This window comes from Frondihabitans sp. PhB188 (assembly GCF_003752365.1).
Taxonomy (GTDB): domain Bacteria; phylum Actinomycetota; class Actinomycetes; order Actinomycetales; family Microbacteriaceae; genus Frondihabitans.
Genome location: NZ_RJUO01000001.1, coordinates 979597 through 1004638 on the forward strand (window position 1 = coordinate 979597; position 25042 = coordinate 1004638).

Below are 25042 nucleotides of genomic sequence, written 5' to 3' on the forward strand. Positions count from 1 at the left end.
GGAACACCGGTACTACTTGCCTCTCATAGTTCGGAGTCTCGATAGCCGAACCCCTAGTGTGCGCTCTGGGCCAACGCCGACCTTGGTCGGTCAAAGAAGTACCCGGCTGCCCTCGAAGTCCTGAGCCTGGCGAGGGAGCCCGGAGAGATACAGAGTGAGAATCCGTGTGGCGTCAAAGGTCGCTGCTCGCGCCGCGCCGTACATGAGAAGCGCATCGACGACGGCGACGAGATCTCGTGCATGAGTAGACGGGTCAAGGACGTGCAACGCTCGCAGTACGCCCTCTGCCGCTTGAAGCAGAAGCTGCCGCACCGGGGCCTGCTCGGTGAGAGCGCCACGCATTTCATCGTCGTGTCGCAGCTCGAACAAGAGCGCGAACCTCGCGGCCTGAGCATCTTCCCGCAACGACAGGTGCTCGAGGAAGCCGACGGCCACTGCGGCCGCTTGCGCCGGCGTGAGGCTCGGCGGCACCACGAGACCATCGAGGTCCTGCTGCGTGTAGTCGGCGAGCCGGTCGACGACGAGGGCCGTGAGATCGCGGCGGGTCTTGGCGTAATAGGTCGTAGAACCGGGAGGGAGTTCTGCCTCTGTGTCGACGGCACGATGCGTGAGCGCGCGGATACCTCCGCGGGCGATCAGGCGCACCCCGGCGTCCCCGATGTCGTCTAGCCGCGTCATATCGCTCCTCGTCTCCCACCCTCTACAATCTTAGAGTCTCTACGTCTGTAGAGCTTTGGTTACTGTGGAGGCATGCTGTGAAAGCGATCGTCATCGGTGGAGGAATCTCGGGCAGGGCAATTCAGGGGGCACTGGTAGAGCGCGGTGCGACCGTCGAGCTGCTGTCGCGATCAACAGGATTCGATGTTCTCCGAGACGACGCAGCCTCCCGACTCAACGGCGCGGATGCCGTCGTGGAGGCCATCGGACGGTTCACCACGAGCCGGAAGAGGGCGACCGAGTTCTTCACGAAGTCCACGCGCGCCATCTCGGAAGCCACACGACTGGTCGGTGCTAAGCACGTGCTCTTGTCGATCGTGAATTGCGAGCTGCCTGAGGTTCAGGGATACGGGTACCTCGCCGGCAAGGCCGCCCAGGAGCATTTGGCGCACGAATTGAGCGCGGACCTCACAACTGTTCGAACGACGCAGTGGTTTGAATTCGCGCAGCAGACCCTCGAACGTATGGGCGCGGGGCCCGTTGCGCTCGTTCCACGAATGCTCATCCAGCCCGTTGCGTTGAGTGGCGTCGCGCAGGTCATTGCCGACGTCGCCGTGGGTCACCGCCACGGCGACGTCATCAACCTCGCGGGCCCGGAGTCGATGACTTTGAGTGAGATGGTGAGACGGGTCCGGCCGACCAAATCCCTGCGGCTTCCCCTGGCATTACCGGGTGCGACGTGGAGAGCGATCAGCGACGGAGCTTTGCTCCCGGCCGGTGACGTCGAGACGGTCGGTCCCACGTTCGTCGAGTGGCTCAAGAAAGCGTGACGACTCGACGACAGGGAGTCGCAGTCGTCTGCAGCCGTGCCGAGACACGGTAACTCGGAGTCATAGCCTCGGCGGCGGTAGAATGCTGCATGCGAGTCGCAATGGTGCTGGCGTCCGTCTCTGGCGACTATCTCTACAACCAGTACGTCCTGGAAACGATCAGATTCTTCCTGATCGTTGTCCTTCCAGCTTTGGCAATTGCCCTATTCGTGAGATTCATTCTTCGTCGGCGGCGAGATAAGGATTGAGTCGTCCTCCTACTGCGGCGGTATCTTCCGACCATGAAATCGGAACGCGATGGCGTCAACACCGAAGACTGGGTCGTCTTCGACGATGACGCCCTTCGCACCGCAAACGCGAAACGGCTCGAATTGCTGACGCCCATTCTGATCATCACTACGCCCGCGTGCGGCTTCGTCACCAGGACGGGCCCACTCCCGCCCTATGCACCGTGGTGGATCATCCTTCCAGCGGGAATGCTCCTGGGATTCCTGATCAGTTTGCTCGTGCGGGCCGGATTCGCTTACACGTACCGGCCTTTCGCTGCCAACGAGAAGAACTTCGAAGTGCAGATCCGCGGTAAGACGAGCAGGGTTGCTGACGTGACAGCGGCAGGCGTCATGGTGATGTCGGGTGATGGGGTCGAGTTGGCGATTCGCTTGCGAGCCGGACATGGGCCCTGGGCGACGCTGCTCTTGAGAAATCACGACGGACCAGTACTGGACGCGTATCACCGCGACGTGCTCTTGGCTGTCATACGTGGGTCGTCGATCGTCCGGCCCCGTGACCCCTATGACAAGAACGGCACCTTTGGCAGGTACAACCATCCCTACACACTGGACCGAGCTGACGCCGAATCGTTCGTCATGAACCCTCCCGGGCCCGGCGATTCGCGACCCTGGGGCCAATGAAGACCACCCGAGGTCGGCCACGGCGAGCCCGCTCTTTTCGTTCTCCCGACGGACGCCGCCCAGGTTGCCTGGCCCTTACGGTGTGACCATGACTGCGCCGATCATCGCCTCGCCTACCTCGGCCGTTCCGACGCGAGCGTCGAAGGCCACCGCAATTGCTCTGGGAGCAGCTATAGCCACCCTGAACGCGACCTTCCTGCTCTTCTTCGTTCTCTGGTCGCACGCTGACGAGTGGGCCGTTGACAGATCAGAGGCACGAGGTGGCTTCGACCCTACGCAGTTGCTACCGCATGGTGGACTCATGTGGGTCGCCGCGCACGTGGCATTCGCCGCTCTTCTCGGTTGCGACGTTCTCGGGATGGTCGTATTCGTGCGCGTCCGGAAATCGGGACATGCCCATTCTCGACCGGTCGACGGGAGCCATAGCTAGAAGCTGCGCGCCGCACTCTCGAACTAGCCCGTGTGTCGCTATTGCCTAGCTCCCCGTTTCGATCCAGTCGTCGATAAGCGCGACCCGGGCGACAGCCCTTAGATGTCAGTCGCGGCACGAGATGGGCTGAGCACGCCCGAGATGAGTAGCTGCACGAGGGCGCCGGCCTTGTACTGGGCGTCGCTTGCGGCACCGATGCAGAGGTTGCCGATGCCTTTGAGCACGTTGTACGCATCGATCGAGGGAGCTAAGTCAACCGACGTGAGCGCTGCCTCGAGGAGGTCACCGCATACCGGCACGAGACGGCTGACGAAATAGGTATGCAGCGCGTCCGATCCGGCGCTGTCCCCGTGGAGTGCATCGGCGAGGCCGTGTTTCGTGACAAGGAATTCCACGAACAGAGCCACCCATGCCCGCAGGGCCGCCTCAGGCGTCGCGCTCTCCGCGAGTAGCCGTGGACCGGCCTCGGCACACGCCTCGACCTGGTGCCGGTACACCGCCACGACGAGTTCCGGACGCGTCGGAAAGTGACGGTAGATCGTCCCCACACCAACGCCGGCCCTCGCTGCTATCTCCCGCACCGGCGCGTCGACACCGGAGATCACGAAGACCGCTGCCGCCGCATCGAGAAGTGCCTGCTCACTTCGACGCGGACGGCCCACTTGCGGCTGCGCAGGGTGCGACCGGTCGCTCTCAGTCTCAGCCATATGCCCCTTTCACAACGTCGATCGCACGTCCTTGTATTTCGGAGCGTTGTTCCGTAATGTTGCGGAACAACGCTCCGATAAGCAGTATCGCAGAGCGCACCCGTAGAGAGGAATAGCCATGACCTCGAGTCTCGTCGAAGCGCTGGACGGCGTTATCGGAACCGGCACTCCCGTAGTCTCCGTCGCTCCCGTCAGGCTGCTTGCCCCCGGACGACCGGTCCCGTTGGAGGTGCGCGTGTCGGCGCCGACTACCGGGACAGACCTCCCTGTGGTGGTGTTCTCGCACGGCAATGGGTGGAACCTCGATGGCTACGCACCGCTCACAGCGTTCTGGGCATCGCAGGGGTTCGTCGTGATCCAGCCCACCCACCTCGACTCGCGTCGAAACGGGTTCGGGTTCGACTCCCCGGTGTTCCCGACGATCTGGAGAGAGAGGATCGCGGATCTCACCCGCACCCTCGACCAGCTCGACACCCTCGAGGCGGCCGTCCCCGGGCTTGCCGGTCGCATCGACCGCAGCCGCGTCGCCGCCACCGGACACTCCTGGGGCGGGCAGACAGCGCAGTCGCTCCTCGGCGCACGGATCGTCGACGACGCCGGCCAAGTCGGCGAGGACATGTCCGACAGCCGCGTCACCGCGGGCATCCTGTTCGCAGCAACCGGTCTCGGCGGCGATGACCTGCATCCGTTCGCTCAGGCGAACTTCCCGTTCATGCGACCCTCGTTCCAGGAGCTCACCGGCCCCACGCTCGTCGTCGCCGGCGATCACGACCAGTCCAGGATGTCCAGCCGCGGGCCCGACTGGTTCACCGACGCCTACACATACAGCCCCGGCGCCACCGACCTCCTCACCTTCCACGGCGCTGAGCACGCCCTCGGTGGGATCGTCGGCTACGAAGTGGCCGAGACCACCGACGAGAACCCGCAGCGGGTCGCCGTCATCCAGCGAATGAGCACCGCATACCTTCGGACGGCTCTGCGAGTCGACGAGAGCAGCTGGTCCGCTGCCCGCTCCGCATTCCGGGACACCACCGATCCGATCGGGCATGTCGACACTAAGTCGTAGTTGCAGTACCGGCCCGATCCAAGCGCCCCGGCTGCGATCGGGAGCCCGACATCAATCCGCGCGAACGATGCACCAGGCGGAATCGAAATCACGGGCATCGAGTTCGGACTGCCGCATCCACACCTCGAGCGGACACGCGTCACCGAACCAGCCCTCGAGGGCCGTCCAGCTCTCGATGTCGAGCACGAGCCGGTACCGGTCACCAGGCTCCGTCAGCGGCAGGCACGCTGGCAGGATCGCCTCGACCGCCTCGAGATCGCCCGCCTGACTGTGGCCGTAGAGGTGAGTGATCGGAAGGGGCCTGCTCCCGCGAATCATGGTCCGCTGCCATGACCACATCCACTGATATGCCTGCAGGGCCCTCTGGTTGGCCGTGAACGCCTTCGTCGATTCGCGGGCCGCGGCACTCTCAGCTGGGATCGACCACGTTGCGAAGAGGTGAAACGCCTGACACGCGTCGCTGGGCAGTTCGAGGTCAGCGGGGCCATTCGCAAGCACGGTGAAATCGGGGTCGGGAATCCACTGCACCTTCCACCCTCCTGAATCCCGATCGTCGGCGTCCGTGCCGTGCGTCTGAGTCAGGTCGTGGAACACCTGCAGCACCCCGTGATCGGGGAGTCCGCCGATCGCGTTCGGCCAGTCCGCTTGTGTCTCGACGCCGAGGCACTGGTCCACGGCCCACAGGTTGACCGTGGCCACGTGGGCGAGCGGAATACCATCAGGGCGTCTGGGCCACTCCTCGGCGGCGAGTCCCAGCGCCGGACCGCCCAGCCACGACAGACCGCCTTCGCCGGCCGCCGCGGAGGCCCGCAGCTCCTGATCGCCCGGCGGAAGGGACTGCTCCGACCAGGCGATCGAGAACTGCAGCTCGTCCGCGAGACGCGCCGCTCGGAGCTTCGGCCGGTCGAGCCAGTCGACGACCAGCGATCGCGCGCTGTGGATGGGAGCGGTGTTCTCGTTCGCCTCCGTCATGCCCTCAGGGTTCCAGTCCTGCGAGGTGGATCACTGAGAACGTGCGCGGACTGCACGCCCGCGCCCTCTCCGGCCACTCGGTCGCCGAGCGCCTATGATCGCCTCCCACCCGCCCGGCACCGAGGGCGCTACTCTCACGGGAGGAAGGAGCGACGATGGAGCAGATCCAGGGGTACGAGGCGCAGGGGGCACGAGCGCGCGAGGCTCGGGCTGATGACGGGCTGGGGCCAGTTCCTGCGCTGAGGGCCTTGAGCTGGCTCGGCGCCGCGTTGATCGTCGCGGCGGTCGTGCTCGTGACGGTCCCGTTCCAGACGCCGCACGCGACCGAGGCCGGCTACGCGCCGCTGCAGTCACTCGCTGGGACCACGGTCGTCGTCGCGGTGGTGCTCGCGTGCACAGGTGTGGTCGTCATCGCCGTCCGCGTGGCCGCCGGCGCCGTGATCCGCTCGCTGCGGTCGAGCTGAGTCGCGAGCCAACCAGCACGGCCCCTCACTGCACCCCCATCACACCGACCTCGCAAGGGAGCGCCATGCCGAAGATCGTCACTCTGATCCGATCCGCCGAGCTGTCGAGCGTCGCGCAGTACGCGTATGCCGCGACCGCGCCGGCCGACGCGCGGCTCGTCTTCCTCGCCGGGTCGTGCCCGCTGAACGCAGACGGCTCGACCGCGAGTGTCGGCGACTTCGCCGGGCAGGCAGCGAAGTGCCTGGAGAACATGGTCGTCGCGCTCCGCGAGGCCGGCGCGGGGATCGACGACGTCATCAGCACGCGGGTGCTGGTCGCGTCGTCCGATCGCGCCGATCTCAGGACCGCGTGGGAGGTCGTCAGGACGACCTTCGGCGATCACGACGTGCCCAGCACGCTGCTCGGCGTCACGGTGCTCGGCTACGACGACCAGCTCGTCGAGATCGAGGCCGTGGCGGCGGTGCGAGGCTGACGCGGGGTCGGAGATCAGGCCGGAGGCGGCACCACCTCGTGATACCTCAGGAGCCGCGAGCCGAGCGGCGATTTCAGGTGGAGCGTCCAGCTCCCCTCGAGGCCGACCCCGCCGCAGGCGCGGATGCTCGGGTCGTGTCGCACGTCGTCCCAGACGTCGACGACCACCTCCGTGGGGGTCTCGTCGAGGTAGACGTCGGTCTCGCGGTTCGGCACGCCGCAGTTGCCGTAGCTCCAGCGCACGCCGATCGCCATGGAGCTCGGCGTCGTCGCGGTGGCCTCGAGAGTCGCGGGCACGAGGTCGGCCGGGATCCTGCCACCCTTCTCGACCACGTGGATCTCGAGGTTGGTCCTCCCTCGGGTTCCGGCCGGAGGAACTTCGGGAAGCGCCGCCAGCATCTGCCTCTGCCCGCTCTCGAGCCGCGCCACCTGCTGTGGCCGCGTGTTGGCGTAGACCAGGAGCCCGACGACCGCGGCCGCTACGGCGAGACCGACGCCCAGCCTGAGCAAACGTCGCTTCGCCATGCCCCGAGACTAGGTGGCCGGGCAGGCGGTCCTGATAACAAGTCGGCTACGACTGCTCCTTACGAGGCGAGATTGTCGGCACGTTGCGTGACTGCGCGAAGCGCGTTCACCTCAGCCGTCGACAGCTGCACCGTGACGGTCGCCTCGAGCCGGACGGCCGGGCTCCCCGAGTCCAGGCCTGGGTCGCGATAATGAGCGAGCACCATGCGGAGCCCCTCGCGAAGGAGCGCGCTCTGATTGAGGTGCGTCACTCGCGCTAGCTCTTGCAACTCCGCCTGCTCTTCTTCTGCGACCCGGAAGCGCAGGACGGGTGATTGAGCGCCCGATCCACCAAGGGCGGCGGGGCCTCGGCGAGCGCGCGTGATGACGTCGTCGGCAGGAACCGCGTCGTCGAGCAGCATTCGTCCTAGCGCCTTGGCTTCGTCACCAGTGACCGGCCCCGGACGGCTCTCCCAGGTCGGGATCGGGATCGTTGGGTCGGCCAGGTCTTCGTCGCTGTTCTTGTCGATCATGCTTGCGTCTCCTCTAGGAATGGCCGGAACTTCGGCCCCAACTCCATTGCATGGAACACGTTCTTGTCTCCCGAGGGAAGCGCCCGGACGAGGATCTCAATCAATCGGTCGGTCTGCCCGTGCGGGTGACCGATGATGAGGAGGACGTCGGGCTCGACCAGTTGGACGACGGTCGGGTTGGCGATCGCGTGGCGTTGGTCGGCCTCAGGAATGCCGTGCTTCTCAGACGAGCGAGAAAAGTGGATCGGCGGCATGGCCAACTGTACCACAGTTGTGCCACAGATTAGATCCGTGGAACGCTTTGGCTGAGCCCAGTGGTCCGCCGCCGCAGGCGATCCTGATGACGAGTCGGCTACGACTACTCGGCGGCCGTCCTGATGAGCGCGCGCAGGGTCGACGGGTCGGCCTGACCGAGGATCCGTGCGCTGACCCGGCCGGTCGGATCGACGACGAGCGTGGTGGGCGTGGCGTTGGGGCCGCGGGTTCCGGCGAAGGCGAGCTGGACGGCCGCGCGGCTGACGTCGGACGTCGTGTCGTAGGTGACGCCGAACGTGCGGTCGTAGGCCGTGATCGTGTCGACCTCGTCGCGGACGTTGACGCCCAGGAAGGTCGCCTTCGCCTTCGTGTCCTGACTGACCGACTGAAGGTCTTTCGCCTCGGCGCGGCAGGGCGGGCACGAGGCGTACCAGAAGTTCACGACGAGCACCTTGCCCCGGTAGTCGGCCGCGGTCTTCGTCGTTCCTGAGACGAGGTCGGTGGTGAAGTCGACGGGGGTGCCGCGCTGACCGTCGGGGTACTCCGTGACCTGCTTCGTCTTCGCGATGGCCGGCTGCTGCGTGACGGCGCTCGAGGAGCACGCCGTGAGGCCGAGGGCGAGGAGGGCACCGGCTGCGAGGGCGAGGAGGGCGGGGCGGAGGCGCATGGGTTCAGGGTAGGGGACGGCGGTGGGGCAGTTCCTGCGCCCTAGCGCGAAGCGGGCCGGCGCAGCGAGAGGACGAGCCGGACGAGAAGACCGAGCAGGCCGACCACCCCGAGCACGGCACCCGCGACAAACAGCAGGCCGGCGCCGATGTTCGCGCCGTCGCCGGCGTCCTGGGCGTTGGCGATGAGCCCGGTGGCAGCGAGGGCGATGCCGACGATCAGGATGATCGTCGCGGCTACCCCGAGCCGTCTCGATGTCGTCATGGTGCGCTCCTCCGCTTGGAGCACCACTCTAGGAGACGCGCCCGCTTCTCAGGATCTCGGACGTACGAGAGAAGACGGGGCTGCCCGATCAGGATACGATCCGCCTCGTCCGGTCACCGCAGCGCAAGCTGCCGGGGTGAGGGAACCACGCGGACAGCCGGCGATGCGCCATCATCGAGGCATGAAGCTCGAAGCCGTCGACGGCAGCCGGATCGCGATCACGGTCGCGGGACTCGAGTGGACGGCGCTCCGGATCCCGGTCGTGCGCACGAACGATCCGCGTCACCCGCGGGAGCCGAAGCGTCAGTTCGGTCGGTGGAGGCCCGCCGAGTTCGACTGAGGCCCGCCGCGTTCGACCCGAACGGGGACTTCCGCGCTCGGCTCGGTCCCCTAGCGTGGAGGCAGCACGCCACGACCGGAAGAGAGGGCGCACGATGAGCTACGACATCCTCGCGTTCGACCCCGATGCGACGACCGACGCGGACTTCGGCGCGTGGTGGGAGCAGGAGTCCGAGTCGGACGACGGGCGCTCGTACGACGACGCCAGCGTCACGACGCCGGCCCTCCAGGCGTTCCTGGCCGAGCTGACCCAGACCTACCCGCCCCTCAACGGCCCCGGCTCGCCGAGCAGCGACGAGCTCGACGCTGACGAAGACCTCCTGCACCGCGCCACCGACTACTCGATCGGCCGCAGCCTCGTCTCCGCCAGCTTCTCGTGGAGCCGCGCCGACGCCGCCCGCGCGCTCTTCCTCCAGCTCGCCGCCAGGCACGGCGTTGCGGTGGCCCTCGTGAGCGACGGCGACGAGATCATCCGACCCGCGTCGGCCAAGCCCGCCCGTCACCCCTTCTGGCGCAGAAAGCAGCCGCGCCCATGACCGCCGACGACCCCATGCGCGAGCTGTTCAGCGCAGGAACTGCCGACGTCGTCCCACCGGACGACGCCCGACAGGCCGCGGGTCTCGCGGGCGCGATGTCGGTGCTCGCCGTGGTGTCGGCCGTCGTGGTTTCGGCTGCGTTGGTCGGGGCGGGGACGGCTGTCGTGTGGGCTTTTCTGCTGTTCGTCCGGCCGTGAGGGCGCGGCCTTTGGCAAGGACCGGCTGTGTGTTCGCGAGGATCGGCGCTGCTTTGTGCAGCGCTGACAAGGAACGGCGGGGCGAAATCGTCCTTTCGTAAGGACGCGCTCCCCCAGAGTCCTCAACTAAGGACGCGAGACGCGAGGCCCACACGCGCGTCACAACCGCAGCACCAGCGCGTTCGCCGTCAACCCCGCCGCCGTCCCGCACAGCAGCACCGTATCGCCGCGCCCGAGCCGCCCCTCGTCGAGGCACCGCGCGAGCGTGTAGGGCACCGACGCCGACACCATGTTCCCGTACTCGGTCACATTGTCGACGTACGAGCCGACGGGCATCCCGAGGCGGCGCATGGCCAGGCCGATCGCGCCGCTGGCCTGGTGCGGCACGACGAGGTCGATGTCGTCGAGACCGAGGCCGGCCTTGACGAAGAACCGCTCGAAGAAGCCGGGTAGCACCGTCAGCATCCCCATGAGCGCGCGGCGTCCGTGCATCGTGAAGACGTAGTCGGCCGGGTCGCCGTCGGCGTAGTCCTGAGCCGGGTGCAGCGAGAGGCCGCCACGCAGCTCGGTGTCGTGCGCGTGCTCAGGCCAGGTCTGCTGGAGGCTCGCGATGACGCCGGGTCCGTCGGCCGAGTCGTCCGACCGCGTCAGCACGACGGCCGCGGCGGCGTCCGAGAACAGCTCGTAGCTCTCGGTCTGCGCCGGGTCGAGAAACCGCGAGCCGACGTCGCCCGAGACGATCAGGATCCTCTCGTACTCGCCGTCCACCAGGTACCGCGACGCGATGTCGACAGCCGTGATGAAGCTCGTGCAGGTCGAGTTGACGTCGAACGCCGCGGCGCGGGCGCCCGGCGCGACACGCTCCATGACGAGCGCCGCCGTGCACGGGATCGGCTGGATGCCCGCGGCGCAGGCCGCGATCACGCAGTCGATGTCGTCGGGCTCGAAGCCGGCCATCCTGATGGCGTCCCCCGCCGCCGACGCGAGCATGTCGAGCTGCGACATGTCGTCGGGAATCCGATACCGCGTCTGCGTGCCGAACGTGACGCTCTGGGTCGGGCGGAACGTCCCCCACCCGCTGATAGTGCAGTTCCTCATGATCCCCCTCGGATCTCGTTCTCAGGCGTGCGCCAGCAGGTCGACGCCGCTCGGGTGCCGATCGTGGCTGAACAGCAGACGGATGCCGGTGCGCTCGACGGCGAGCAGCGACCGGGCGGTGGCGGTCTGGATGGCGAAGGAGTGGGCGACGGCTCGCGGCACCGGCTTGATGCGGTGCTCCTGGCCGAGCATCTCGCGGCCCCAGGCAGCGTCGGCCGCAAGCAGCACCCTGCCTTCGACGAGAGCCCCGACGTGGCCACGCGAGTGGCCGGGGAGGTCGACGAGGCGGTAGCTCCCGTCGCCGAAGAGGTCGGCGGCGCGGAGTTCCTGCGCCCAGGGCTCGAAGCAGGAACTCCCGACCACCGTCACCCTCTCGTCGAGCCAGGAGGGCAGGAGTCCGCGCAGCAGGCCCGCACGCAGCTCTGACAACCCGTGGTGCGACGACCTGAGCGTGTCGCGGAGTCCTTCGGTGAGGATCACATGTGCTTCGGGGAATGCCTGAATCCCGCCCACGTGGTCGGGATGCAGGTGCGAGAGCACGACGTGCGTCACCGTCGACGGATCGAGCTGCTCGCCGATGGTCGCGCCCGCGGGTACGCGCGGCGGGAGCAGCCGCCGGTAGATCGAGCCCGCGAGGCCGGCGCGCCACGGCTCGGGCGCGTACCCGGTGTCGAAGAGCACGCGGCGGTCGCCCGACGTGTAGAGGAAGGCTCCGGCCGGGAACACGCGGCGCTCGCGCGGCGCACCGCGGAGCAGCTGGTGCATGCCGTGCGTCGTCTCGCCGCACGCGAAGTACTCGAGGCTACCCACGAGCGGCTCCCGCTCCCCTGTAGCTCGCCAGGCTCTCGTCGAGCGTCACAACCGGCGCGTACCCGAGCAGCTCGCGCGCCTTCGAGATGTCGAGCGTCTGCGAGTGGGCGATCGTCGTGACCGTGTAGCGCGTGACCGGCGGTTCAGGACGCCCCGGGAGCATGCCGCAGACGGCCTCGAGGATTCCGGCCAGGGCATAGACGCCCCGCGCAGGCAGCGCCCGGTGCTTCTGCGGCAGGCCGAGATCGCCGAGCAGCTGGTCGAGCAGCTCGATGAACGGGCGCGGATCGCCGTTGGTGATGTTGAACACCTCGCCGTCGATTCCCGGCGCCTGGGCGGCGAGCCGCACCGCGAGCGCGACGTTCTCGACCGCGGTCAGGTCGATGAGCCCGCGTCCGCCGCGCATCACCGGCACGCCCAGGCGCTCGTGCACCCTCAGGAGTCGCGGCACCAGGCTCGGGTCGCCTGGGCCGATGATGCCGCGCGGTCTCAGGATCACGACCTCCGGTCCGCCTGATCGTGTAACGGAATCCTGAAGCAGCGCCTCGGCCTGCAGTTTCGACCGGATGTAGTGGTTCATCGGGTGGCGCGCGTCGACCTCGCTCTCGCGCAGGTTCACGAGGTCGTGCGGTGCCGCGTAGATCCCGGGCGACGAGATGTGCACGATGCGGCGAGCGCCCATCCGCTGCGCGAAGCTCAGGACGCGCTCGGTGCCGACGACATTGGCGTGGAAGAACTCCGACCATCGGCCCCACGGCGACGACAGGGCGGCGCAGTGCACGACGACGTCGCACGGAATCGATGCCGTCGCGAGATCGTCGAGGTCGCCCACGAACGTCGGCCCGCCGGCGGGCAGCGCGGGCGCACGCCGGCCGGCGGCTGTGACGTCGTAGCCGTGCGCCCGGAGTTCCTGCACCACGTGCCCGCCCAGGAATCCGCTCGCGCCGGTGACAAGCACCCTCTCCCCCATGTGACGATCCTAGGCGGGCTGTGCCTAGACTCCGTTCTGTGCGGATCGCCCTCGTCACCGACTACTACCCGCCGACTCTCGGGGGCGTTCAGACCGCCGTGAAGGCTCTGGCCGAGGCGCTGTCGTCGGCCGGGCACGAGGTCACGGTGTTCTGCCCGCTCGCGCCGGGGGCTGCAGCGGTCGACTCGGCGGCACCCGTTGCCCCGTCGCGCGCGCCCGCGGTCGTCGGCCTGCCGGTGTCGCGCGTGTTCCGCCCCGACGGCTACCCCTTCGCGTGGTCGCCGCGTCAGGTGCGCGAGAGGCTCCGTCAGGAGTTCCTGCGGCGCGGAATCGAGGTCGTGCATACGCACAGCGAGATGTTCGCCGCGCTCGGTGCGATTCGGGCGGCGCAGGAACTCGCCCTCCCCGTCGTCCACACCATGCACGGCCGCATCGACGTCTACACGGCCAACGTCCTGCCGGTGCCCGCCGTCACGACGGTGCTGCTCGCCGCCCTCCACGCCTGTCAGGTCAGTCACGCCGGACTCCGCGTGTCGGGCGACGCCGCCTACACCGCCACCGCCGTCGCTCGGCGCATGTGGAAGCTGATGCTCGCGCAGTCGCGTGCCGCCGCCCACGTCATCGTGCCGTCGGCGCACTTCGCCCGGAAGCTCGTCGATCAGGGCGTCGAGACGCCGATCACCGTCCTGTCGAACGGGCTCGAGGAGTGGGTACTGGCTCAGGTCGGGACGCCGGTCGTCAGGACGCTCACCCCCGGTCAGGATCTCAGGATCGTCTGGGTGGGGCGGCTGTCGCCCGAGAAGCGTCCTGAGGTGTTGGTCGAGGCGGCGCGCGGCTTTCCTGACGGAGTCGTCGTCGACGTGTACGGCGATGGAGTCGCCCGCAGTGCAGTCGCGCGCGCAGCGGTGGGCGCGCCGGTCACGCTCCATGGCGCGGTCGCCCACTCCGAGGTCCTGAGCGCCATGCGCTCGGCGCACCTGCTCGTCTCCAGCTCCGTCGACTTCGACAATCAGCCGATGGTGATGCTCGAGGCGATCGCGACCGGACTGCCGGTGCTCTTCTGCGACCCCGACCTGGCCGAGGTCGTGCCCGGCGGCGGCGGGTTCCCGGCGCCGACGCCCGACGCGGCCGGGCTGGCAGACGTGGTGCGGCGTCTGCGTACGACGCCCGCGCTCCTCGCCGACGCGAGCGCCGCGATGGCGGCGGCGCGCGCCAGCGTCGCCCAGCCCGTCGCCGCCGTGGTGTCGGTCTACGAGCAGGCCCTCGCGTCCGGCCGCTGAGGGGTCGCTCGTTGTCGGCGCAGGTGCCGCCGGCGAGCAACGAGCGACTCCTCACCGCCCTGGTGCGGGGGCTCTAGGGTGGGGTGATGGAGCGCGTTGTCGAGATCGGCGGGTGGGAGCACGAGTGCTGCGGCCGCGCGTACGAGCGCGGCGACAGGGTCGAGCTCGACTGCATCCGGTCGCAGGGCGCGGGCGACATCGCGCAGCTCGTCGAGTCGCACCACATCACGCGGACGACGACGAAGGTGCGCGGACGCGTCACGGCGATCAGCATCGTGCACGCGGACGGGTCCGAGAGCCCGATCCTGCGCCTTCCTAGTGGCACGGCTCTGTGCGGCTTCGATGACGACGACGACGGCCACCTCGAAGACCCCTGGACCTCGGCGCCCATCGAGAACGACTCGTCGGAGTTCCGCCTCACCGTCGTCGACCGGCGGTAGGTGGCCTCCGCGTGCTCGCGCGCCTAGCCTGAGACGGTGAACCCGCCGCCGACTCCGAAGCGCGATCTCCTTCTCGACGCGCGCGTGCGGCTTGCCGCCCTGACGATGCTGCTGGGCGTCCTGATCGGGGCGACGGTGGCTGCGTACGGCGTCCACCTGTCGTGGCCGCACCCCGCCGCCATCGCGGTCGGCGCCGCAGTCGTCGTCGGGGCTGTCGTCGTGATATCGACCCTGGTCTCGTGGCGGCGGGCGGGCGGCCGCGAATCGGTCGAGCAGATCGACCGGTGGGCCAGGTCGGGGCGGCTTCCGTCCGACGTGCCACTCGGCGCCACCCTGTCTCGAATCGCCGGACGCATCGACTCGGCGAAGTCGGCGCTCTGGTCATCGGGCGTGATGTTCGCGCTCTGGGCCGCACAGTTCGCGTTCCACCTGGCTGACCCGGCGCAGGATCGCACCGACGTCGTCGTCTTCGGCGTCGCGTTCGCCTACTTCGCCGCGACCCTGGCCTGGAGCCTCTACGCCTGGTTCCGTAGGGTCCCCGCGCTGCGCGACCTCCTGCGGCAGGGCCAGCACCGTCTCGCCCCCGGCGCCCCTGCGCCCGGCGCAGCCCCCGCCCAACCCCGACCCGGCCGGTGAGGAGTCGCTAGTTGTCATCGCGCCCCCACCGCGCGAGCAACGAGCGACCCCTCACCGTCGCGGCGCGACGCCTGCGCGCCGACGACCGCGCGGCCTAGGCTGAACGCATGGACACCGTCGTCATCGCCCCTCTCCCCCCGCTGCACTGGAGCGGCGCTCCCGCCGGCGTCGAGCAGCCGACCCCGGGCGCGCTCGTGCTCACCGCCGCAGCCGGCACCGACTGGACCAACGACGCGTTCGGCGGCCCGCAGCAGCACGCGTCCTCCTCCCTCGGCTTCACCCCGACCGAGGACTTCTCGCTCAGCGCCCGCGTGCGCGTCGAGCCTCCGCGCACCACGTTCGACGCAGGCGTCCTCGCGATCTGGGGAGACGCCGACCACTGGGCCAAGCTCTGCTTCGAGTTCTCTCCGCAGGGGCAGCCGATGGTCGTCTCCGTCGTCACCAACCTCTACTCGGACGACTGCAACTCCACCCTCGTCGACGCCGACCACGTCTACCTGCGCGTCACGCGTTCCGGCCCGGGGTGGGCGTTCCACTCGTCGGGCGACGGCGTGCAGTGGCACTTCGTCCGCGTCTTCCGCCTCGACTTCGACGGCCCGGTGTCGGTCGGCTTCATGTCGCAGGCGCCGATGGGCCCGACGTGCGTGGCGACGTTCGACGAGATCGCCTACTCGTCGACGCCGCCGTCCGACTTCCGCGACGGCTCCTGACGCCGGCTGGTCCCGCCTCGAGATGGCCCTCCGCGTCGGGTCGGCGGGCGCGAAGCGACGGCGGGGGCCATCTCGCGACCCCCGGGCGCAGGAACTGCGCCACCCACGCCGGCACCGACCCCGCCGGCGAGGCACGCGTCAGACGACCCAGCCGCCCTTGGCGAACGCCTCGCGCAGCGTCATCTGATCGGCCTCGTCGCGGAACTCGTTCCACTCGGCGAGGGCGAAGGCGCGTGCCGACTCGGGCGCACCCACGCCCGCGGCCGTGCTGTCGATGATCCGCGGCGCCAGCTCGCCGAGCTTGGCGTCGAGCCTGAGATCGACACTCGCGTTCGGCTGATCCGGGAACTGCCGCCGCACGTCCCCGCTCGGCTCGTCGCGCTCCATCAGCTCCAGGGCGGCGCGACTGCGCGTCCGCCCCAGGAAGGAGTCGCGGACCGACTCGTCCGGGTCTTTCGCGAGGACGAGCTCGACCTCGAGGGGAAGGTCGTCGGCGCCGGCCAGTTCCAGCCGCTGCATTCGGGTGCCCGACACCGCCGTCGCCAGGTAGGGGTGCGGCGCGCGCACCTCCGTGACCGGCGGCGCCGGCATGGCCTCGATGTCTGCGATGTCGACGTCGTCCACCTCGTCGTTGCTCGCGCTCGGGAAGCCGACTCCGGCGTAGGCCGTGTGACCGATCGGCAAGGCCCCGATGGACTGGTGCAGCGCGTTGGCCGCGAGCTGCACGCGCTTCTGCGTCACGTCGCCGCCGGCCTCCCGAAGAATCCTCGCGTAGGCCCGGACCACCGCGACGTGTCGCTCGGTCGCGGCTTCGAACCACTCCCAGCCCTTCTCGGCCCCGTAGGTGAAGCCGGTCAGGTGGACGCTGACGCGCGTCGGGTCCTGCAGCCCACCCAACTCGACACCTTCGCTCATGCCGCTCGCCGTGAAGGTCATCTCGTCGTCGTCGCTCATGCACTCATCCAACCGCACGCCGCCCTGCCTCCGGGCTGGCGCCGCGCGAGATGGCCCGCGTCGTCGGGCCGCGGGCGGGCGCCCGACGGCGCGGGCCATCTCGCATGGCGAGGCAGGCGCGACGGCGGCGACGCGCCACCAGGACGGCGCCGCGGCTCACACCGTAGCAACGTGGTTAGCACGAGCCAAGTAGCGACCCAGCGCATGGCCACCCGAACGTTGGCACGCGCTAAAGTGGGCGCGTGACTGAGACCGGCCCCGTCGAGCCCCTGACGACCAGCGCCGCCGGAGTCCGGACCGGGCCGGCGAGGCCCTCCGCGGCGTCGTCCGCCTCGAGCCGAGCCACGACCGCGGCCACGGTCGCCTCGACCGTCGCCTCGATGTCCTGCCGCAGGCTGGTCATGTCGTGGTAGCTGAGCGCCGAGACGTAGCTGTCGTCGAAACCCGTCACCGAGACCTCGCCGGGAACATCCACGCCGGCCAGAGCCAGGACCGCCAGCGCTCCCGCAGCGCAGTGGTCGCTGCAGCAGACCAGGGCTGTCGGCCGAGTCTCGCGGCGCAGGAACTCGCGGGCCGCCGCCGCACCGCTCTCTTCGTCGAAGCCCGCCGGGAGCACCTCCGCCTGCCCGGAGAGCCCCGCCTCGGCCATCGCCGCCCGGTAGGCCGCGGCGCGCTGCTCGCCGACGAAGCCGCCGAGCCCGCCCGCGTAGACGATGTCGCGGTGGCCGAGCGACACCAGGTGCTCCACGATCAGCTCGAGCCCGCGCTCCTCGTCGGCCCGCACGTTGTCGACGCCGTCGAGCCGTGCGCTCTCACCCAGCCAGACGACCGGCACGCGCACCGCGGCGTCCTGCAGCGCCGGCGACGCCGGGTCGGGGTTGAAGGCGACGAGCGCCTCGACGCGCTGGCTCATCAGCTCGGCGACCACGTCTTCGGTGCCGCGCTCCGCGGTCTCCGGGCCGAGCACGAGGCCGAAGCCCTGCTCGGCGGCGCGCACGAACAGGCGCTCGACGAAGCGCACCTCGAAGGCGTTCCGCATCTGGAACAGCACGCCGATCAGGCCCGTGCGGCTCTGCCGCAGCAGGCGCGCCGAGGCGTTCGGACGGTAGCCGAGCTCGTCGGCGGCGGCCAGGATGCGCTCACGCGACTCGGCGCTCGGGCCGGGCACACCGCGGAGCACGAGCGACACGAGCTGGCGCGACACGCCGACGTGGTCGGCGACGTCGCGCATCGTGGGCAGCGGATTGGGCATGGTCCTCAGTGTTCCATGACCCCCACCCTTCGAAGTCCTCTGACAGACGCCCCACCACCCGAAAGGCACCCATGACCGATCATCTGCAGCTTCAGGAGGACGAGCTCGTCTTCGACACCTTCGACCTCGTCGACGCGTGGCGCCTCGGCACGCTGATCACCGAGCGAGCGATCGCCGACGACCTCGCCGTCGCCGTCGACGTCCGCCGCGGCGACCACGTGCTCTTCCGCGCCTCGCTGCCCGGCACGACCGTCGACCAGCAGGACTGGCTCCGCAAGAAAGCCGCCGTCGTGCAGCGCTTCGAGGCGTCGAGCGCCCTGGTGGCCGCCCGCTTCGACGGCGTCGACCTCGCCGCGCTCGGCTGGCTCGATCCGTACGACTACGCGCTGACCGGCGGGTCCTTTCCGATCCGGCTGCGTGGCAGCGGAGTCGTCGGCGCCGTCACCGCCTCGGGACTCACCTCCGAGGAGGACCATGACCTGGTCACCTCCTCCATCGCCGCGTACCTCGCCTCGGCTTCGTCCTCCCCTACAGAAAGCGCGTCATGATCCAGCACACCGTCTCGTTCGCCCTCGTCCACCCGGCCGGCAGCGCCGAGGAGAAGGACTTCCTCGCCACCGCCGCGTCGATCCTGCCGACCATCGCCGGGGTGACCGACTTCGGCATCTCCCGCCAGGTGAGCGCCAAGAGCGACCTGACCTGGCACTTCACTATGTGGTTCGCCGACCAGGCCGCCTACGCCGCCTACGACTCGCACCCCGATCACCAGAACTTCGTGCAGACGCGCTGGGTGACCGAGGTGGCGGCGTTCCAGGAGCTCGACTTCGAGCCCGTCGACGTCGCGGCGGTCGCACTGTGACCGATGACGACACGGGGGTCGGCCACGACGCCGTGATCGGCGACATCGACCCCGCCGCCCTCGAGCCCCGCCGGCTGCTGCCCGGCCAGCGCTGCGAGATCCGGGTGTTCGATGTCGCGGCCGGAACGTCGCGGCTCGTGCACGAGAGCGCCGACACCCTGTACGAGGCGCCGAACTGGACACGCGACGGCCGGCTGATCGTGAACGCGGAGGGCGGCCTGTACGAGCTGCTCCCCGACGGGTCGTCCGTTCCTGCGCCCATCGAGATCACCGGGGTACCCGGCCTCAACAACGACCACGTGCTCTCGCCCGTCGACGACTCGGTGTTCGTGTCGGCGAACGACTTCCACATCTACCAGGCCCCGCTCGCCGGCGGCCCGGCTCGGCGGGTCACCCTCGACACGGACGCCCTGCACTTCTTGCACGGGGTCTCGCCCGACGGGCAGACCCTCGCCTACGTGCGCGTGAGCCTCGACGGCTGGGGCGACGTGCGCGTGCACGAGGTCGGGCTCGACGGGTCGGGCGACCGGGCCGTCACCACCGACCCGGGGCCCGCCGACGGCTCCGAGTACAGCCCCGACGGGGAGTGGATCTACCTGAACACCGAGCAGTTCTCGCGCGGTCAGGCGCAGATAGCGCGGATCCGCCCCGACGGCAGGGAGCTCACGCAGCTCACGTTCGACGAGCGGGTCAACTGGTTTCCGCACGTGGCTCCGGTCGGCGAGGACGCGGTGTACATCTCGTTCCCGGGCGGCACCGAGGGGCACCCCGCCGACAAGGAGGTGCGGCTCGTGCTCGTCACGGACGGCGACTGGGCGGCCGGCCGAGTCGTCGAGACGTTCAACGGCGGCCAGGGCACCATCAACGTCAACAGCTGGGCGCCCGACGGCTCGGCGTTCGCGTACGTGACCTACCCGCGCGCCTAGGCGGTCGGGGCCGCACCGTCAGCTAGTCGGATCGGGTAGAACGGCCGCGCCGCCGACGCTTTCGCCCGATCCGACTAGCTGAGGGCACTCGGGGCGGCCTCCGCACCACGATCGGGACTCGGCACCGCGAGAAGTCGTGGTGCGGAGTCCCGATCGTGGTGCGGGGCCGGGGCGGGACGAGCGTGCGCGGCCTCAGGCCCGACGCGCGGCGGCGAACAGCCCCTGCTCGAAGGCGTACACCTCGTCGGAGTCGACGTGCCCCTCGTTGACGTAGCTGCGCGTCGGCAGGCGGTCGGCGGTGGCGGGGTGCCACGGCGCGGCGCCGTCGGCGATGAACCCGACCCAGTCGGCGTGCATGCGGTCGGCGAGCGCCTGCGAGGGCGTGTCGCCGAGCACGACGGGCACGCCCTCGGCGTCGAGGAGGTCCCAGGCGAAGGGGATGTCGGAGCAGTGGCCGCTGGGGTCGGCCTCGAAGCGGCGGCCGGCGAAGTCGTAGGCCCAGGTGCGCGCGGCGGGGTCGGCGGTCTGGCGGGCGGTGGCGATGCGCGGCACGGCCGTGCGGAACAGCGCCGACGTCACGAGCTGGCTCTCGGCGCGGTCGGCCCCGACGCGCGCGACCTCGGCCTCGAAGGCGCGGATGGCCCCGTCGGAGACCCCGGCGGCCTCGAGGTCGCGGCGTACGTCGGCGACGTCGACGCGCCCGCCCGGGGCCGAGAACTCGTTGCGGGTGGTGCCGAGCAGCAGAGGCACGGCGGCGTTCTGCGCGAGTCCCGCGTCCATGGGCCCGGCGAGGACCTCGCCGTCGATCACCGGGGCCCAGGCCAGGCCGGTGCGACCCGAGGTGCTGCCGTCGGCAAGCCCGGCGACGAGGTCGGCCGCCGAGACCGGCGGTGCGTCGGCTTCGAGGACGGTGTCTCCGACGTGGTTGAAGTCGCGCTCGGTGGCGGTGATGCGCTCTTCGGGGATGGTGCTCCACGCCTCGAGGGTCGGCGCGATGCCGAGCGAGTCGGCGTAGGCCCGGGCGATCGGCTCGGCCGCATCGGCGGAGAGGTCTCCGGCGGCGCCCGAGTGCGAGATGACGGCGCGGAACAGGTCGCCCCGCAGCGGCGACGCCAGCAGGGCGAGGACACTGCCGCCGCCGGCCGACTGACCGCCGATGGTGACCTTGGCCGGATCGCCGCCGAACTGGCGGATATTCTCCTGCACCCACTCCAGTGCTGCCAGCTGGTCGAGAAGGCCGCGGTTGAACCCGCCGCCGTCGACACAGCCGAAGCCCTGGAAGCCCAGGCGGTACGACACGGTCACCGTGACGACGCCGTCGCGGTTGAACGAGCGGCCGTCGTACCAGGGGCTTGCGGGCGATCCGGCGAAGTAGCCGCCGCCGTGGATCCACACGAACACCGGCAGGTTCGCCTCGGTGTCGCCGGGTGCGGGCGTGAAGACGTTGACGTTCAGCGTGTCGGCGCCGGGGATCGACGGCTCGGGGATGGTGACGAAGGGGCCGAACGGCTCGCGCTGGGCCGTGGCGCCGTACTCCACGGCGGGACGGACGCCGTCCCAGGAGGCGCGGCGCCGCGGGGCCGTGAACCGCAGCTCGCCGACGGGGGCCTCCGCGAACGGGATCCCCAGGAACGCGACCGAGTGCGGCGTCTGCACGACGCCCTGGACCCGGCCCGACGCGGTGGTCACGACGGTGGACTGAACGAGAGTCATGGTGGCCTCCTTTGGCAACGGGGCGAGCCTACCGCCGGTCGGTATGCGGCGGCGGTCCGATGGAGTCCGCGTTCCGGCACCCGCCCTGGGCCGCGGCGTGGAGTGAGTGCCGCTGCACGGGGCCTACCGGCCCGACGGTGCCAGTCGATCGCGGAACGCCCGCCCGCCGACCACGACGACGGCGACCACGGTCGCGGCACCGTACCCGGCGACCAGCCACGCCTGACTCGGAACCACCGCCGCCGCCCCGAGCCCGACGAGCGGGGCCGAGAGCGCGCCGAAGCTGTACTGCGCCACCCCGAGGATCGCCGACGCCGTGCTCCCCGCGTGGCGGTCGACGCTCATGCCGATCGCGATGACGTTCGAGCCCAGGAAGCCGGCGCACATCACGACGACGGCCAGCATCCCGAGGATCACGCCGAGGGGCGCGGCGGCGGCGAAGGCGACGACGAGGGCGAGGCCGTCGGCGGCGAGCGCGCCGGCGGCGGCCGTGGCGACGACGCCGGGGCGGATCCTGCGCACGAGACGGGCGTTGACCTGCGCGGCGATCAGGAGACCCACGGCGTTGAGGGCGAAGACGACGGCGTACTGGGTGGCCGAGAGTCCGTAGCGATCCTGAAGCAGGATGCTCGTGCCTGCCAGATACGACAGCAGGGCGCCCGACGACAGGCCGATCGCGAGGGCCGATGCGAGCACGGCGCGCTGGCCGAGCAGGGTGCGGACCTTCCCGTGGCCTCCCGTCGACACGTCGGAGGGCACCTCGCGCTCGGCGGGCGCGAGCGACCGGTCGATGCGGTCGGGGTGGGTCTCGGGCAGGGCGAGCACGACGACGACGAGCACGACGAAGCCGAGGGCGCCGATCATGGCGAAGATCCAGCGCCACGATCCGCCGGCGTTCATGAGGGCCGAGCCGACGAGCGGGCCGACGACCGGCGCGATGCTCGTGATGGCGGCGAGCTGCGAGAAGAACGGGGCCAGGCGCCTGCGCTCGAGCACGTCGCGGCCGAGCGTGCGCGACGTCGACACCCCGATCGCCGCGGCGACGCCCTGGAACAGCCGCGCGACGATCAGGAAGGCGATGTGCGGGGCGAGCGCGCAGGCGAGCGTCGCGATCAGGAAGACGACGAGGCTGCCGATGAGCGGACCCCGCCGGCCGAACCGGTCGGCGAGCGGCGCGCCGAGCAGCTGGCCGAGCACCAGCCCGGCGAGGCTGGCGGTGAGGGTGAGCTGCACGGCCCAGTCGCCGACCCCGAACTCGCGGGCGATCGATGGGAAGCCGGGGCTGTAGGCGTCCATGGTGAACGGGCCGAGCCAGGTCAGGAAGACGGCCACCACGACGATCCGCCGCACCAGCCCCGCCCGGGAACGGGTCGCGGTGTCGGCGGCGATGTCGATCGTGGTCATGGCGGTGCTCCGTTCGCGCCGGGCTCCCCGACGTTCTCAGAGTGGGGGCGGCGTATTTCCGGGCGGGTCCGCGCGCGTTACGGGTGGTTTACGCCTCTGCGCGGGCGTGGCGCCGGCGCGGCCTAGGCCGAGGCCACGGGCGCAGGAACTCCGCCCGCCCCCTCGTGCCGCAGTAGCAGCCCGCCCCGGCGCCCGACGGCCCACACCGTGAGCGCGACCCCGCACAGCACGGCCCCTCCGAGGGTGACCGCCGTCCAGCCGCCGTGGGCCCAGAGCAGCGTCGCCAGCCCCGAGCCGATCGCCCCGCAGATGAAGTTGTTCGTCACGAACGCCGTGTTGAGGCGGCTCCGTGCGGCGGGGTCGATCAGGAACATCCGCGACTGCACGGTGATGTTGTGCCCCTGGATGGCGACGTCGAGCACCACGATCGCGACGACGATCCCGACGACGCTGTCCGCGGCGAGCCCGGCCACCACGAACGAGACGAGCACGAGCGCCCAGGTCACGCCGATCGTGGGCATCGCGAGTCCGCGGTCGCTGAGGCGTCCGGCGCGCTGGGCGGCGGCGGCTCCGGCGAGCCCGACGAGGCCGAACAGCCCGATCGCCGTCACCCCGAACGAGAACGGCGGGGCGCTCAGCAAGAAGGTCAGCGACGTCCAGAACATCGTGAAGACGGCGAACGAGATGCCGCCGAGCACGAGGTGCCACCGCACGGCGCGCTCCCGCCGCACGATCGAGAACACCGAGGCGATCAGGGCCGGGTACCGCATCGCCGTGCGCGGCTCGAGGCGCGGGATCGCGAAGTACAGCAGCACGGCGAGCACGAGGGCGAGCGCCGCCGCCACCACGTAGATCGCGCGCCATCCGGCCGCCCCGGCGATGAGCCCCGAGACGGTGCGCGAGACCAGGATGCCGATCAGGATCCCCGACACGACGGCACCGACCACCCGGCCGCGGCTCGAGTCGTCGGCGAGGTCGCCGGCCAGCGGCACCAGTATCTGCCCCGACACCGTCGTGAGCCCGACGAGCGCCAGCGTGACGAGCAGCACGGCGAACGTGGGAGCGAGCGCGCTGGCGAGCAGGGCCGCCGTCGCGCACAGCAGCGCGATCGGCACGAGGATCCGCCGGTTCACGACGTCGCCGAGCGGAACGAACAGCAGCACGCCGAGCGCGTAGCCGATCTGGGTGGCCGTGACGAGCAGGCCCGCCGACGAGGTGTCGGTCTTCAGGTCGTCGGCGATGAAGTCGAGGAGGGGCTGCGACCAGTAGAGGTTGCCGACGGCGGCGCCACCGGCGATGGCGAAGAGGAGGGTGAGGCGGCGGTTCATGCCCCCAGCCAAGCGCACACGGGCGGCGCGTGGGAGTTCCTGCGAGTACACCCTTCGGCGCTAGCGCGCCAGCGTCAGGATCTCGGCCCCGTCGGCGGTGATCGCGATCGTGTGCTCGGTGTGGGCCGTGCGGCACCCGGTCGCGCTGCGGAGCGTCCACCCGTCGGGGTCGGTCACGAGCAGGTCGGTGTCGGCCATGATCCACGGCTCGAGCGCCAGCAGGAGGCCCGGCCGCAGCGTGTAGCCGCGCCCGGGCCGCCCGGTGTTCGCGACGTGCGGGTCCTGGTGCATCGTCGAGCCGATGCCGTGGCCGCCGAACTCGACGTTGACCGGGTAGCCGGCGTCGTCGAGCACGGTGCCGATCGCCGACGACAGGTCGCCGATGCGGGCACCGGGGCGGGCCGCGGCGATCCCGGCGGCGAGGGCGCGCTCGGTGGTCTCGATCAGGGCGAGGCTCGACGCGGGCTGCGTCGGCCCGACCACGAAGCTGATGGCCGCGTCGGCGGCGATTCCGTCTGTGAGGACCGCGAGGTCGAGGGTGAGGAGGTCGCCGTCGAGGAGCGCGTAGTCGTGCGGCAGCCCGTGCAGCACGGCGTCGTTCACCGCGGTGCAGACGTAGTGGCCGAACGGACCGCGCCCGAACGACGGCGCGTAGTCGACGTAGCACGACTCGGCGCCGGCCTCGACGATCATCTCGTGGGTCCAGCGGTCGATCTCGAGCAGGTTGGTGCCGACGGTCGTGCGGCTCTTCAGCGTCTGAAGGATCGTGCCGACCAGCGCGCCGGTGACCCGCGCCTTGGCCAGCTCGGAGGGGGTGAGGATCTCGATCATTCCAATAACTATACCGGTACTAGTATTG

General features: G+C 70.1%; 32 protein-coding genes. 15 read left to right on the forward strand and 17 right to left on the reverse strand.

Features of this window, described 5'->3' with window-relative positions; translation table 11 throughout:
- Nucleotides 1-90: 90 nt before the first annotated feature.
- Nucleotides 91-678: a TetR/AcrR family transcriptional regulator gene (locus EDF46_RS04580; protein WP_123505052.1), complete on the reverse strand. Its 588-nt coding sequence runs from the start codon at nucleotides 676-678 to the stop codon at nucleotides 91-93.
- Between the two features lie 77 nt (nucleotides 679-755).
- On the opposite strand from EDF46_RS04580, the gene EDF46_RS04585 reads away from it, so the two are divergent.
- Both EDF46_RS04585 and EDF46_RS04590 read left to right on the forward strand, forming a co-directional pair.
- Nucleotides 756-1487, forward strand: a complete 732-nt coding sequence (locus EDF46_RS04585) for an SDR family oxidoreductase (protein ID WP_123505053.1) — start codon at nucleotides 756-758, stop codon at nucleotides 1485-1487.
- A gap of 281 nt (nucleotides 1488-1768) precedes the next feature.
- Nucleotides 1769-2398, forward strand: a complete 630-nt coding sequence (locus tag EDF46_RS04590; RefSeq protein ID WP_123505054.1) for a hypothetical protein — start codon at nucleotides 1769-1771, stop codon at nucleotides 2396-2398.
- A 528-nt stretch (nucleotides 2399-2926) separates the two neighbouring features.
- Here EDF46_RS04590 and EDF46_RS04600 read toward each other — a convergent pair.
- Nucleotides 2927-3535, reverse strand: coding sequence for a TetR/AcrR family transcriptional regulator (locus tag EDF46_RS04600; RefSeq protein ID WP_123505055.1), 609 nt, complete (start codon nucleotides 3533-3535; stop codon nucleotides 2927-2929).
- 118 nt (nucleotides 3536-3653) lie between these two features.
- On the opposite strand from EDF46_RS04600, the gene EDF46_RS04605 reads away from it, so the two are divergent.
- Nucleotides 3654-4601, forward strand: coding sequence for an alpha/beta fold hydrolase (locus EDF46_RS04605; RefSeq protein ID WP_123505056.1), 948 nt, complete (start codon nucleotides 3654-3656; stop codon nucleotides 4599-4601).
- 51 nt (nucleotides 4602-4652) lie between these two features.
- Here the strand turns inward: EDF46_RS04605 and EDF46_RS04610 are convergent, their stop codons facing one another.
- Entirely contained in the window at nucleotides 4653-5573 is a 921-nt protein-coding gene (locus EDF46_RS04610; RefSeq protein WP_123505057.1) for a DUF1963 domain-containing protein, read from the reverse strand.
- 155 nt (nucleotides 5574-5728) lie between these two features.
- Between EDF46_RS04610 and EDF46_RS04615 the strand changes: the two genes are divergently transcribed.
- Together EDF46_RS04615 and EDF46_RS04620 are read left to right on the forward strand one after the other, a co-directional pair.
- Nucleotides 5729-6037: a hypothetical protein gene (locus tag EDF46_RS04615; RefSeq protein ID WP_148061142.1), complete on the forward strand. Its 309-nt coding sequence runs from the start codon at nucleotides 5729-5731 to the stop codon at nucleotides 6035-6037.
- A gap of 65 nt (nucleotides 6038-6102) precedes the next feature.
- Nucleotides 6103-6510, forward strand: a complete 408-nt coding sequence (locus tag EDF46_RS04620; protein ID WP_123505059.1) for a RidA family protein — start codon at nucleotides 6103-6105, stop codon at nucleotides 6508-6510.
- 14 nt (nucleotides 6511-6524) lie between these two features.
- Here EDF46_RS04620 and EDF46_RS04625 read toward each other — a convergent pair whose 3' ends face one another.
- From EDF46_RS04625 to EDF46_RS04645, 5 genes are all read right to left on the reverse strand, one after another.
- Nucleotides 6525-7034 (reverse strand): hypothetical protein, encoded by a 510-nt coding sequence (locus EDF46_RS04625; RefSeq protein WP_148061143.1) that lies wholly within the window; start codon nucleotides 7032-7034, stop codon nucleotides 6525-6527.
- A 59-nt stretch (nucleotides 7035-7093) separates the two neighbouring features.
- Nucleotides 7094-7546, reverse strand: coding sequence for a ribbon-helix-helix domain-containing protein (locus EDF46_RS04630; protein ID WP_123505061.1), 453 nt, complete (start codon nucleotides 7544-7546; stop codon nucleotides 7094-7096).
- On the reverse strand, nucleotides 7543-7800 hold the full coding sequence (locus tag EDF46_RS04635) for a hypothetical protein (protein ID WP_148061144.1): 258 nt from the start codon (nucleotides 7798-7800) through the stop codon (nucleotides 7543-7545). Before EDF46_RS04635 ends, EDF46_RS04630 begins: the two co-directional genes overlap by 4 nt.
- A gap of 104 nt (nucleotides 7801-7904) precedes the next feature.
- On the reverse strand, nucleotides 7905-8468 hold the full coding sequence (locus EDF46_RS04640) for a TlpA disulfide reductase family protein (RefSeq protein WP_123505063.1): 564 nt from the start codon (nucleotides 8466-8468) through the stop codon (nucleotides 7905-7907).
- Between the two features lie 41 nt (nucleotides 8469-8509).
- Nucleotides 8510-8731, reverse strand: a complete 222-nt coding sequence (locus tag EDF46_RS04645; RefSeq protein WP_123505064.1) for a hypothetical protein — start codon at nucleotides 8729-8731, stop codon at nucleotides 8510-8512.
- Between the two features lie 181 nt (nucleotides 8732-8912).
- Here EDF46_RS04645 and EDF46_RS18270 point away from each other — a divergent pair, with 181 nt between their 5' ends.
- From EDF46_RS18270 to EDF46_RS04655, 3 genes are all read left to right on the forward strand, one after another.
- The gene (locus EDF46_RS18270; protein ID WP_158614143.1) at nucleotides 8913-9071 is read left to right on the forward strand and encodes a hypothetical protein; all 159 of its coding nucleotides are present in this window, start codon (nucleotides 8913-8915) and stop codon (nucleotides 9069-9071) included.
- A gap of 94 nt (nucleotides 9072-9165) precedes the next feature.
- Entirely contained in the window at nucleotides 9166-9606 is a 441-nt protein-coding gene (locus tag EDF46_RS04650; protein WP_123505065.1) for a hypothetical protein, read from the forward strand.
- Nucleotides 9603-9803 (forward strand): hypothetical protein, encoded by a 201-nt coding sequence (locus EDF46_RS04655; protein ID WP_123505066.1) that lies wholly within the window; start codon nucleotides 9603-9605, stop codon nucleotides 9801-9803. The genes EDF46_RS04650 and EDF46_RS04655 overlap by 4 nt, the downstream gene beginning before the upstream one ends.
- 159 nt (nucleotides 9804-9962) lie before the next feature.
- On the opposite strand, the gene EDF46_RS04660 is transcribed toward EDF46_RS04655, so the two are convergent.
- Genes EDF46_RS04660 through EDF46_RS04670 form a run of 3 tightly spaced genes read right to left on the reverse strand, consistent with a single transcriptional unit; the run spans nucleotide 9963 to nucleotide 12681 of the window.
- Nucleotides 9963-10901, reverse strand: coding sequence for a 3-oxoacyl-[acyl-carrier-protein] synthase III C-terminal domain-containing protein (locus EDF46_RS04660; RefSeq protein WP_123505067.1), 939 nt, complete (start codon nucleotides 10899-10901; stop codon nucleotides 9963-9965).
- Nucleotides 10902-10922: 21 nt separating this feature from the next.
- Nucleotides 10923-11711 carry an MBL fold metallo-hydrolase gene (locus EDF46_RS04665; RefSeq protein WP_123505068.1) on the reverse strand — a complete coding sequence of 263 codons (789 nt, stop codon included), beginning with the start codon at nucleotides 11709-11711 and terminating at the stop codon, nucleotides 10923-10925.
- Complete coding sequence (locus tag EDF46_RS04670) at nucleotides 11704-12681, reverse strand: NAD(P)-dependent oxidoreductase (protein ID WP_123505069.1); 978 nt, start codon at nucleotides 12679-12681, stop codon at nucleotides 11704-11706. The genes EDF46_RS04665 and EDF46_RS04670 overlap by 8 nt, the downstream gene beginning before the upstream one ends.
- Before the next feature lie 38 nt (nucleotides 12682-12719).
- On the opposite strand from EDF46_RS04670, the gene EDF46_RS04675 reads away from it, so the two are divergent.
- The 4 genes from EDF46_RS04675 to EDF46_RS04695 all read left to right on the forward strand — a co-directional run bounded on the left by EDF46_RS04675 (nucleotide 12720) and on the right by EDF46_RS04695 (nucleotide 15747).
- A complete protein-coding gene (locus EDF46_RS04675) occupies nucleotides 12720-13961 on the forward strand; it encodes a glycosyltransferase (RefSeq protein WP_123505070.1) in 1242 nt (413 codons plus the stop codon).
- An 86-nt stretch (nucleotides 13962-14047) separates the two neighbouring features.
- A complete protein-coding gene (locus EDF46_RS04680; RefSeq protein ID WP_123505071.1) occupies nucleotides 14048-14401 on the forward strand; it encodes a DUF6578 domain-containing protein in 354 nt (117 codons plus the stop codon).
- Between the two features lie 36 nt (nucleotides 14402-14437).
- The gene (locus tag EDF46_RS18275) at nucleotides 14438-15037 is read left to right on the forward strand and encodes a hypothetical protein (RefSeq protein ID WP_158614144.1); all 600 of its coding nucleotides are present in this window, start codon (nucleotides 14438-14440) and stop codon (nucleotides 15035-15037) included.
- A gap of 107 nt (nucleotides 15038-15144) precedes the next feature.
- Nucleotides 15145-15747, forward strand: coding sequence for a DUF1349 domain-containing protein (locus EDF46_RS04695; protein ID WP_123505074.1), 603 nt, complete (start codon nucleotides 15145-15147; stop codon nucleotides 15745-15747).
- Nucleotides 15748-15885: 138 nt separating this feature from the next.
- On the opposite strand, the gene EDF46_RS04700 is transcribed toward EDF46_RS04695, so the two are convergent.
- Both EDF46_RS04700 and EDF46_RS04705 read right to left on the reverse strand, forming a co-directional pair.
- Nucleotides 15886-16701 (reverse strand): hypothetical protein, encoded by an 816-nt coding sequence (locus EDF46_RS04700; protein WP_123505075.1) that lies wholly within the window; start codon nucleotides 16699-16701, stop codon nucleotides 15886-15888.
- A gap of 229 nt (nucleotides 16702-16930) precedes the next feature.
- Nucleotides 16931-17953 (reverse strand): LacI family DNA-binding transcriptional regulator, encoded by a 1023-nt coding sequence (locus tag EDF46_RS04705; RefSeq protein WP_199738189.1) that lies wholly within the window; start codon nucleotides 17951-17953, stop codon nucleotides 16931-16933.
- A gap of 71 nt (nucleotides 17954-18024) precedes the next feature.
- On the opposite strand from EDF46_RS04705, the gene EDF46_RS04710 reads away from it, so the two are divergent.
- From EDF46_RS04710 to EDF46_RS04720, 3 genes are read left to right on the forward strand one after another with little or no spacing between them, the layout of a single operon-like run.
- Nucleotides 18025-18501 (forward strand): heme-degrading domain-containing protein, encoded by a 477-nt coding sequence (locus EDF46_RS04710; protein ID WP_123505076.1) that lies wholly within the window; start codon nucleotides 18025-18027, stop codon nucleotides 18499-18501.
- A complete protein-coding gene (locus EDF46_RS04715; RefSeq protein ID WP_123505077.1) occupies nucleotides 18498-18812 on the forward strand; it encodes a Dabb family protein in 315 nt (104 codons plus the stop codon). The genes EDF46_RS04710 and EDF46_RS04715 overlap by 4 nt, the downstream gene beginning before the upstream one ends.
- Entirely contained in the window at nucleotides 18809-19738 is a 930-nt protein-coding gene (locus tag EDF46_RS04720; RefSeq protein WP_233579822.1) for a biopolymer transporter Tol, read from the forward strand. The genes EDF46_RS04715 and EDF46_RS04720 overlap by 4 nt, the downstream gene beginning before the upstream one ends.
- Before the next feature lie 192 nt (nucleotides 19739-19930).
- Here the strand turns inward: EDF46_RS04720 and EDF46_RS04725 are convergent, their stop codons facing one another.
- The 4 genes from EDF46_RS04725 to map all read right to left on the reverse strand — a co-directional run bounded on the left by EDF46_RS04725 (nucleotide 19931) and on the right by map (nucleotide 25014).
- Complete coding sequence (locus EDF46_RS04725; RefSeq protein WP_123505078.1) at nucleotides 19931-21451, reverse strand: carboxylesterase/lipase family protein; 1521 nt, start codon at nucleotides 21449-21451, stop codon at nucleotides 19931-19933.
- Nucleotides 21452-21574: 123 nt separating this feature from the next.
- Nucleotides 21575-22855: a Bcr/CflA family efflux MFS transporter gene (locus EDF46_RS04730; protein WP_123505079.1), complete on the reverse strand. Its 1281-nt coding sequence runs from the start codon at nucleotides 22853-22855 to the stop codon at nucleotides 21575-21577.
- A 122-nt stretch (nucleotides 22856-22977) separates the two neighbouring features.
- Entirely contained in the window at nucleotides 22978-24183 is a 1206-nt protein-coding gene (locus EDF46_RS04735) for an MFS transporter (RefSeq protein WP_123505080.1), read from the reverse strand.
- Between the two features lie 60 nt (nucleotides 24184-24243).
- Nucleotides 24244-25014 carry a type I methionyl aminopeptidase gene (gene map, locus EDF46_RS04740; protein WP_123505081.1) on the reverse strand — a complete coding sequence of 257 codons (771 nt, stop codon included), beginning with the start codon at nucleotides 25012-25014 and terminating at the stop codon, nucleotides 24244-24246.
- Nucleotides 25015-25042 lie beyond the last annotated feature (28 nt).

What these genes read in the sequence shown, in the direction of transcription:
- EDF46_RS04580 (WP_123505052.1), bottom strand. Translation starts at nt 678, where the DNA reads ATGACGCGGCTAGACGACATCGGGGACGCCGGGGTGCGCCTGATCGCC.
- EDF46_RS04590 (WP_123505054.1), top strand. Translation starts at nt 1,769, where the DNA reads ATGAAATCGGAACGCGATGGCGTCAACACCGAAGACTGGGTCGTCTTC.
- EDF46_RS04600 (WP_123505055.1), bottom strand. Translation starts at nt 3,535, where the DNA reads ATGGCTGAGACTGAGAGCGACCGGTCGCACCCTGCGCAGCCGCAAGTG.
- EDF46_RS04605 (WP_123505056.1), top strand. Translation starts at nt 3,654, where the DNA reads ATGACCTCGAGTCTCGTCGAAGCGCTGGACGGCGTTATCGGAACCGGC.
- EDF46_RS04610 (WP_123505057.1), bottom strand. Translation starts at nt 5,573, where the DNA reads ATGACGGAGGCGAACGAGAACACCGCTCCCATCCACAGCGCGCGATCG.
- EDF46_RS04615 (WP_148061142.1), top strand. Translation starts at nt 5,729, where the DNA reads ATGGAGCAGATCCAGGGGTACGAGGCGCAGGGGGCACGAGCGCGCGAG.
- EDF46_RS04620 (WP_123505059.1), top strand. Translation starts at nt 6,103, where the DNA reads ATGCCGAAGATCGTCACTCTGATCCGATCCGCCGAGCTGTCGAGCGTC.
- EDF46_RS04625 (WP_148061143.1), bottom strand. Translation starts at nt 7,034, where the DNA reads ATGGCGAAGCGACGTTTGCTCAGGCTGGGCGTCGGTCTCGCCGTAGCG.
- EDF46_RS04630 (WP_123505061.1), bottom strand. Translation starts at nt 7,546, where the DNA reads ATGATCGACAAGAACAGCGACGAAGACCTGGCCGACCCAACGATCCCG.
- EDF46_RS04635 (WP_148061144.1), bottom strand. Translation starts at nt 7,800, where the DNA reads ATGCCGCCGATCCACTTTTCTCGCTCGTCTGAGAAGCACGGCATTCCT.
- EDF46_RS04640 (WP_123505063.1), bottom strand. Translation starts at nt 8,468, where the DNA reads ATGCGCCTCCGCCCCGCCCTCCTCGCCCTCGCAGCCGGTGCCCTCCTC.
- EDF46_RS04645 (WP_123505064.1), bottom strand. Translation starts at nt 8,731, where the DNA reads ATGACGACATCGAGACGGCTCGGGGTAGCCGCGACGATCATCCTGATC.
- EDF46_RS18270 (WP_158614143.1), top strand. Translation starts at nt 8,913, where the DNA reads ATGAAGCTCGAAGCCGTCGACGGCAGCCGGATCGCGATCACGGTCGCG.
- EDF46_RS04650 (WP_123505065.1), top strand. Translation starts at nt 9,166, where the DNA reads ATGAGCTACGACATCCTCGCGTTCGACCCCGATGCGACGACCGACGCG.
- EDF46_RS04655 (WP_123505066.1), top strand. Translation starts at nt 9,603, where the DNA reads ATGACCGCCGACGACCCCATGCGCGAGCTGTTCAGCGCAGGAACTGCC.
- EDF46_RS04660 (WP_123505067.1), bottom strand. Translation starts at nt 10,901, where the DNA reads ATGAGGAACTGCACTATCAGCGGGTGGGGGACGTTCCGCCCGACCCAG.
- EDF46_RS04670 (WP_123505069.1), bottom strand. Translation starts at nt 12,681, where the DNA reads ATGGGGGAGAGGGTGCTTGTCACCGGCGCGAGCGGATTCCTGGGCGGG.
- EDF46_RS04680 (WP_123505071.1), top strand. Translation starts at nt 14,048, where the DNA reads ATGGAGCGCGTTGTCGAGATCGGCGGGTGGGAGCACGAGTGCTGCGGC.
- EDF46_RS04695 (WP_123505074.1), top strand. Translation starts at nt 15,145, where the DNA reads ATGGACACCGTCGTCATCGCCCCTCTCCCCCCGCTGCACTGGAGCGGC.
- EDF46_RS04700 (WP_123505075.1), bottom strand. Translation starts at nt 16,701, where the DNA reads ATGAGCGACGACGACGAGATGACCTTCACGGCGAGCGGCATGAGCGAA.
- EDF46_RS04705 (WP_199738189.1), bottom strand. Translation starts at nt 17,953, where the DNA reads ATGCCCAATCCGCTGCCCACGATGCGCGACGTCGCCGACCACGTCGGC.
- EDF46_RS04710 (WP_123505076.1), top strand. Translation starts at nt 18,025, where the DNA reads ATGACCGATCATCTGCAGCTTCAGGAGGACGAGCTCGTCTTCGACACC.
- EDF46_RS04715 (WP_123505077.1), top strand. Translation starts at nt 18,498, where the DNA reads ATGATCCAGCACACCGTCTCGTTCGCCCTCGTCCACCCGGCCGGCAGC.
- EDF46_RS04725 (WP_123505078.1), bottom strand. Translation starts at nt 21,451, where the DNA reads ATGACTCTCGTTCAGTCCACCGTCGTGACCACCGCGTCGGGCCGGGTC.
- EDF46_RS04730 (WP_123505079.1), bottom strand. Translation starts at nt 22,855, where the DNA reads ATGACCACGATCGACATCGCCGCCGACACCGCGACCCGTTCCCGGGCG.
- EDF46_RS04735 (WP_123505080.1), bottom strand. Translation starts at nt 24,183, where the DNA reads ATGAACCGCCGCCTCACCCTCCTCTTCGCCATCGCCGGTGGCGCCGCC.
- map (WP_123505081.1), bottom strand. Translation starts at nt 25,014, where the DNA reads ATGATCGAGATCCTCACCCCCTCCGAGCTGGCCAAGGCGCGGGTCACC.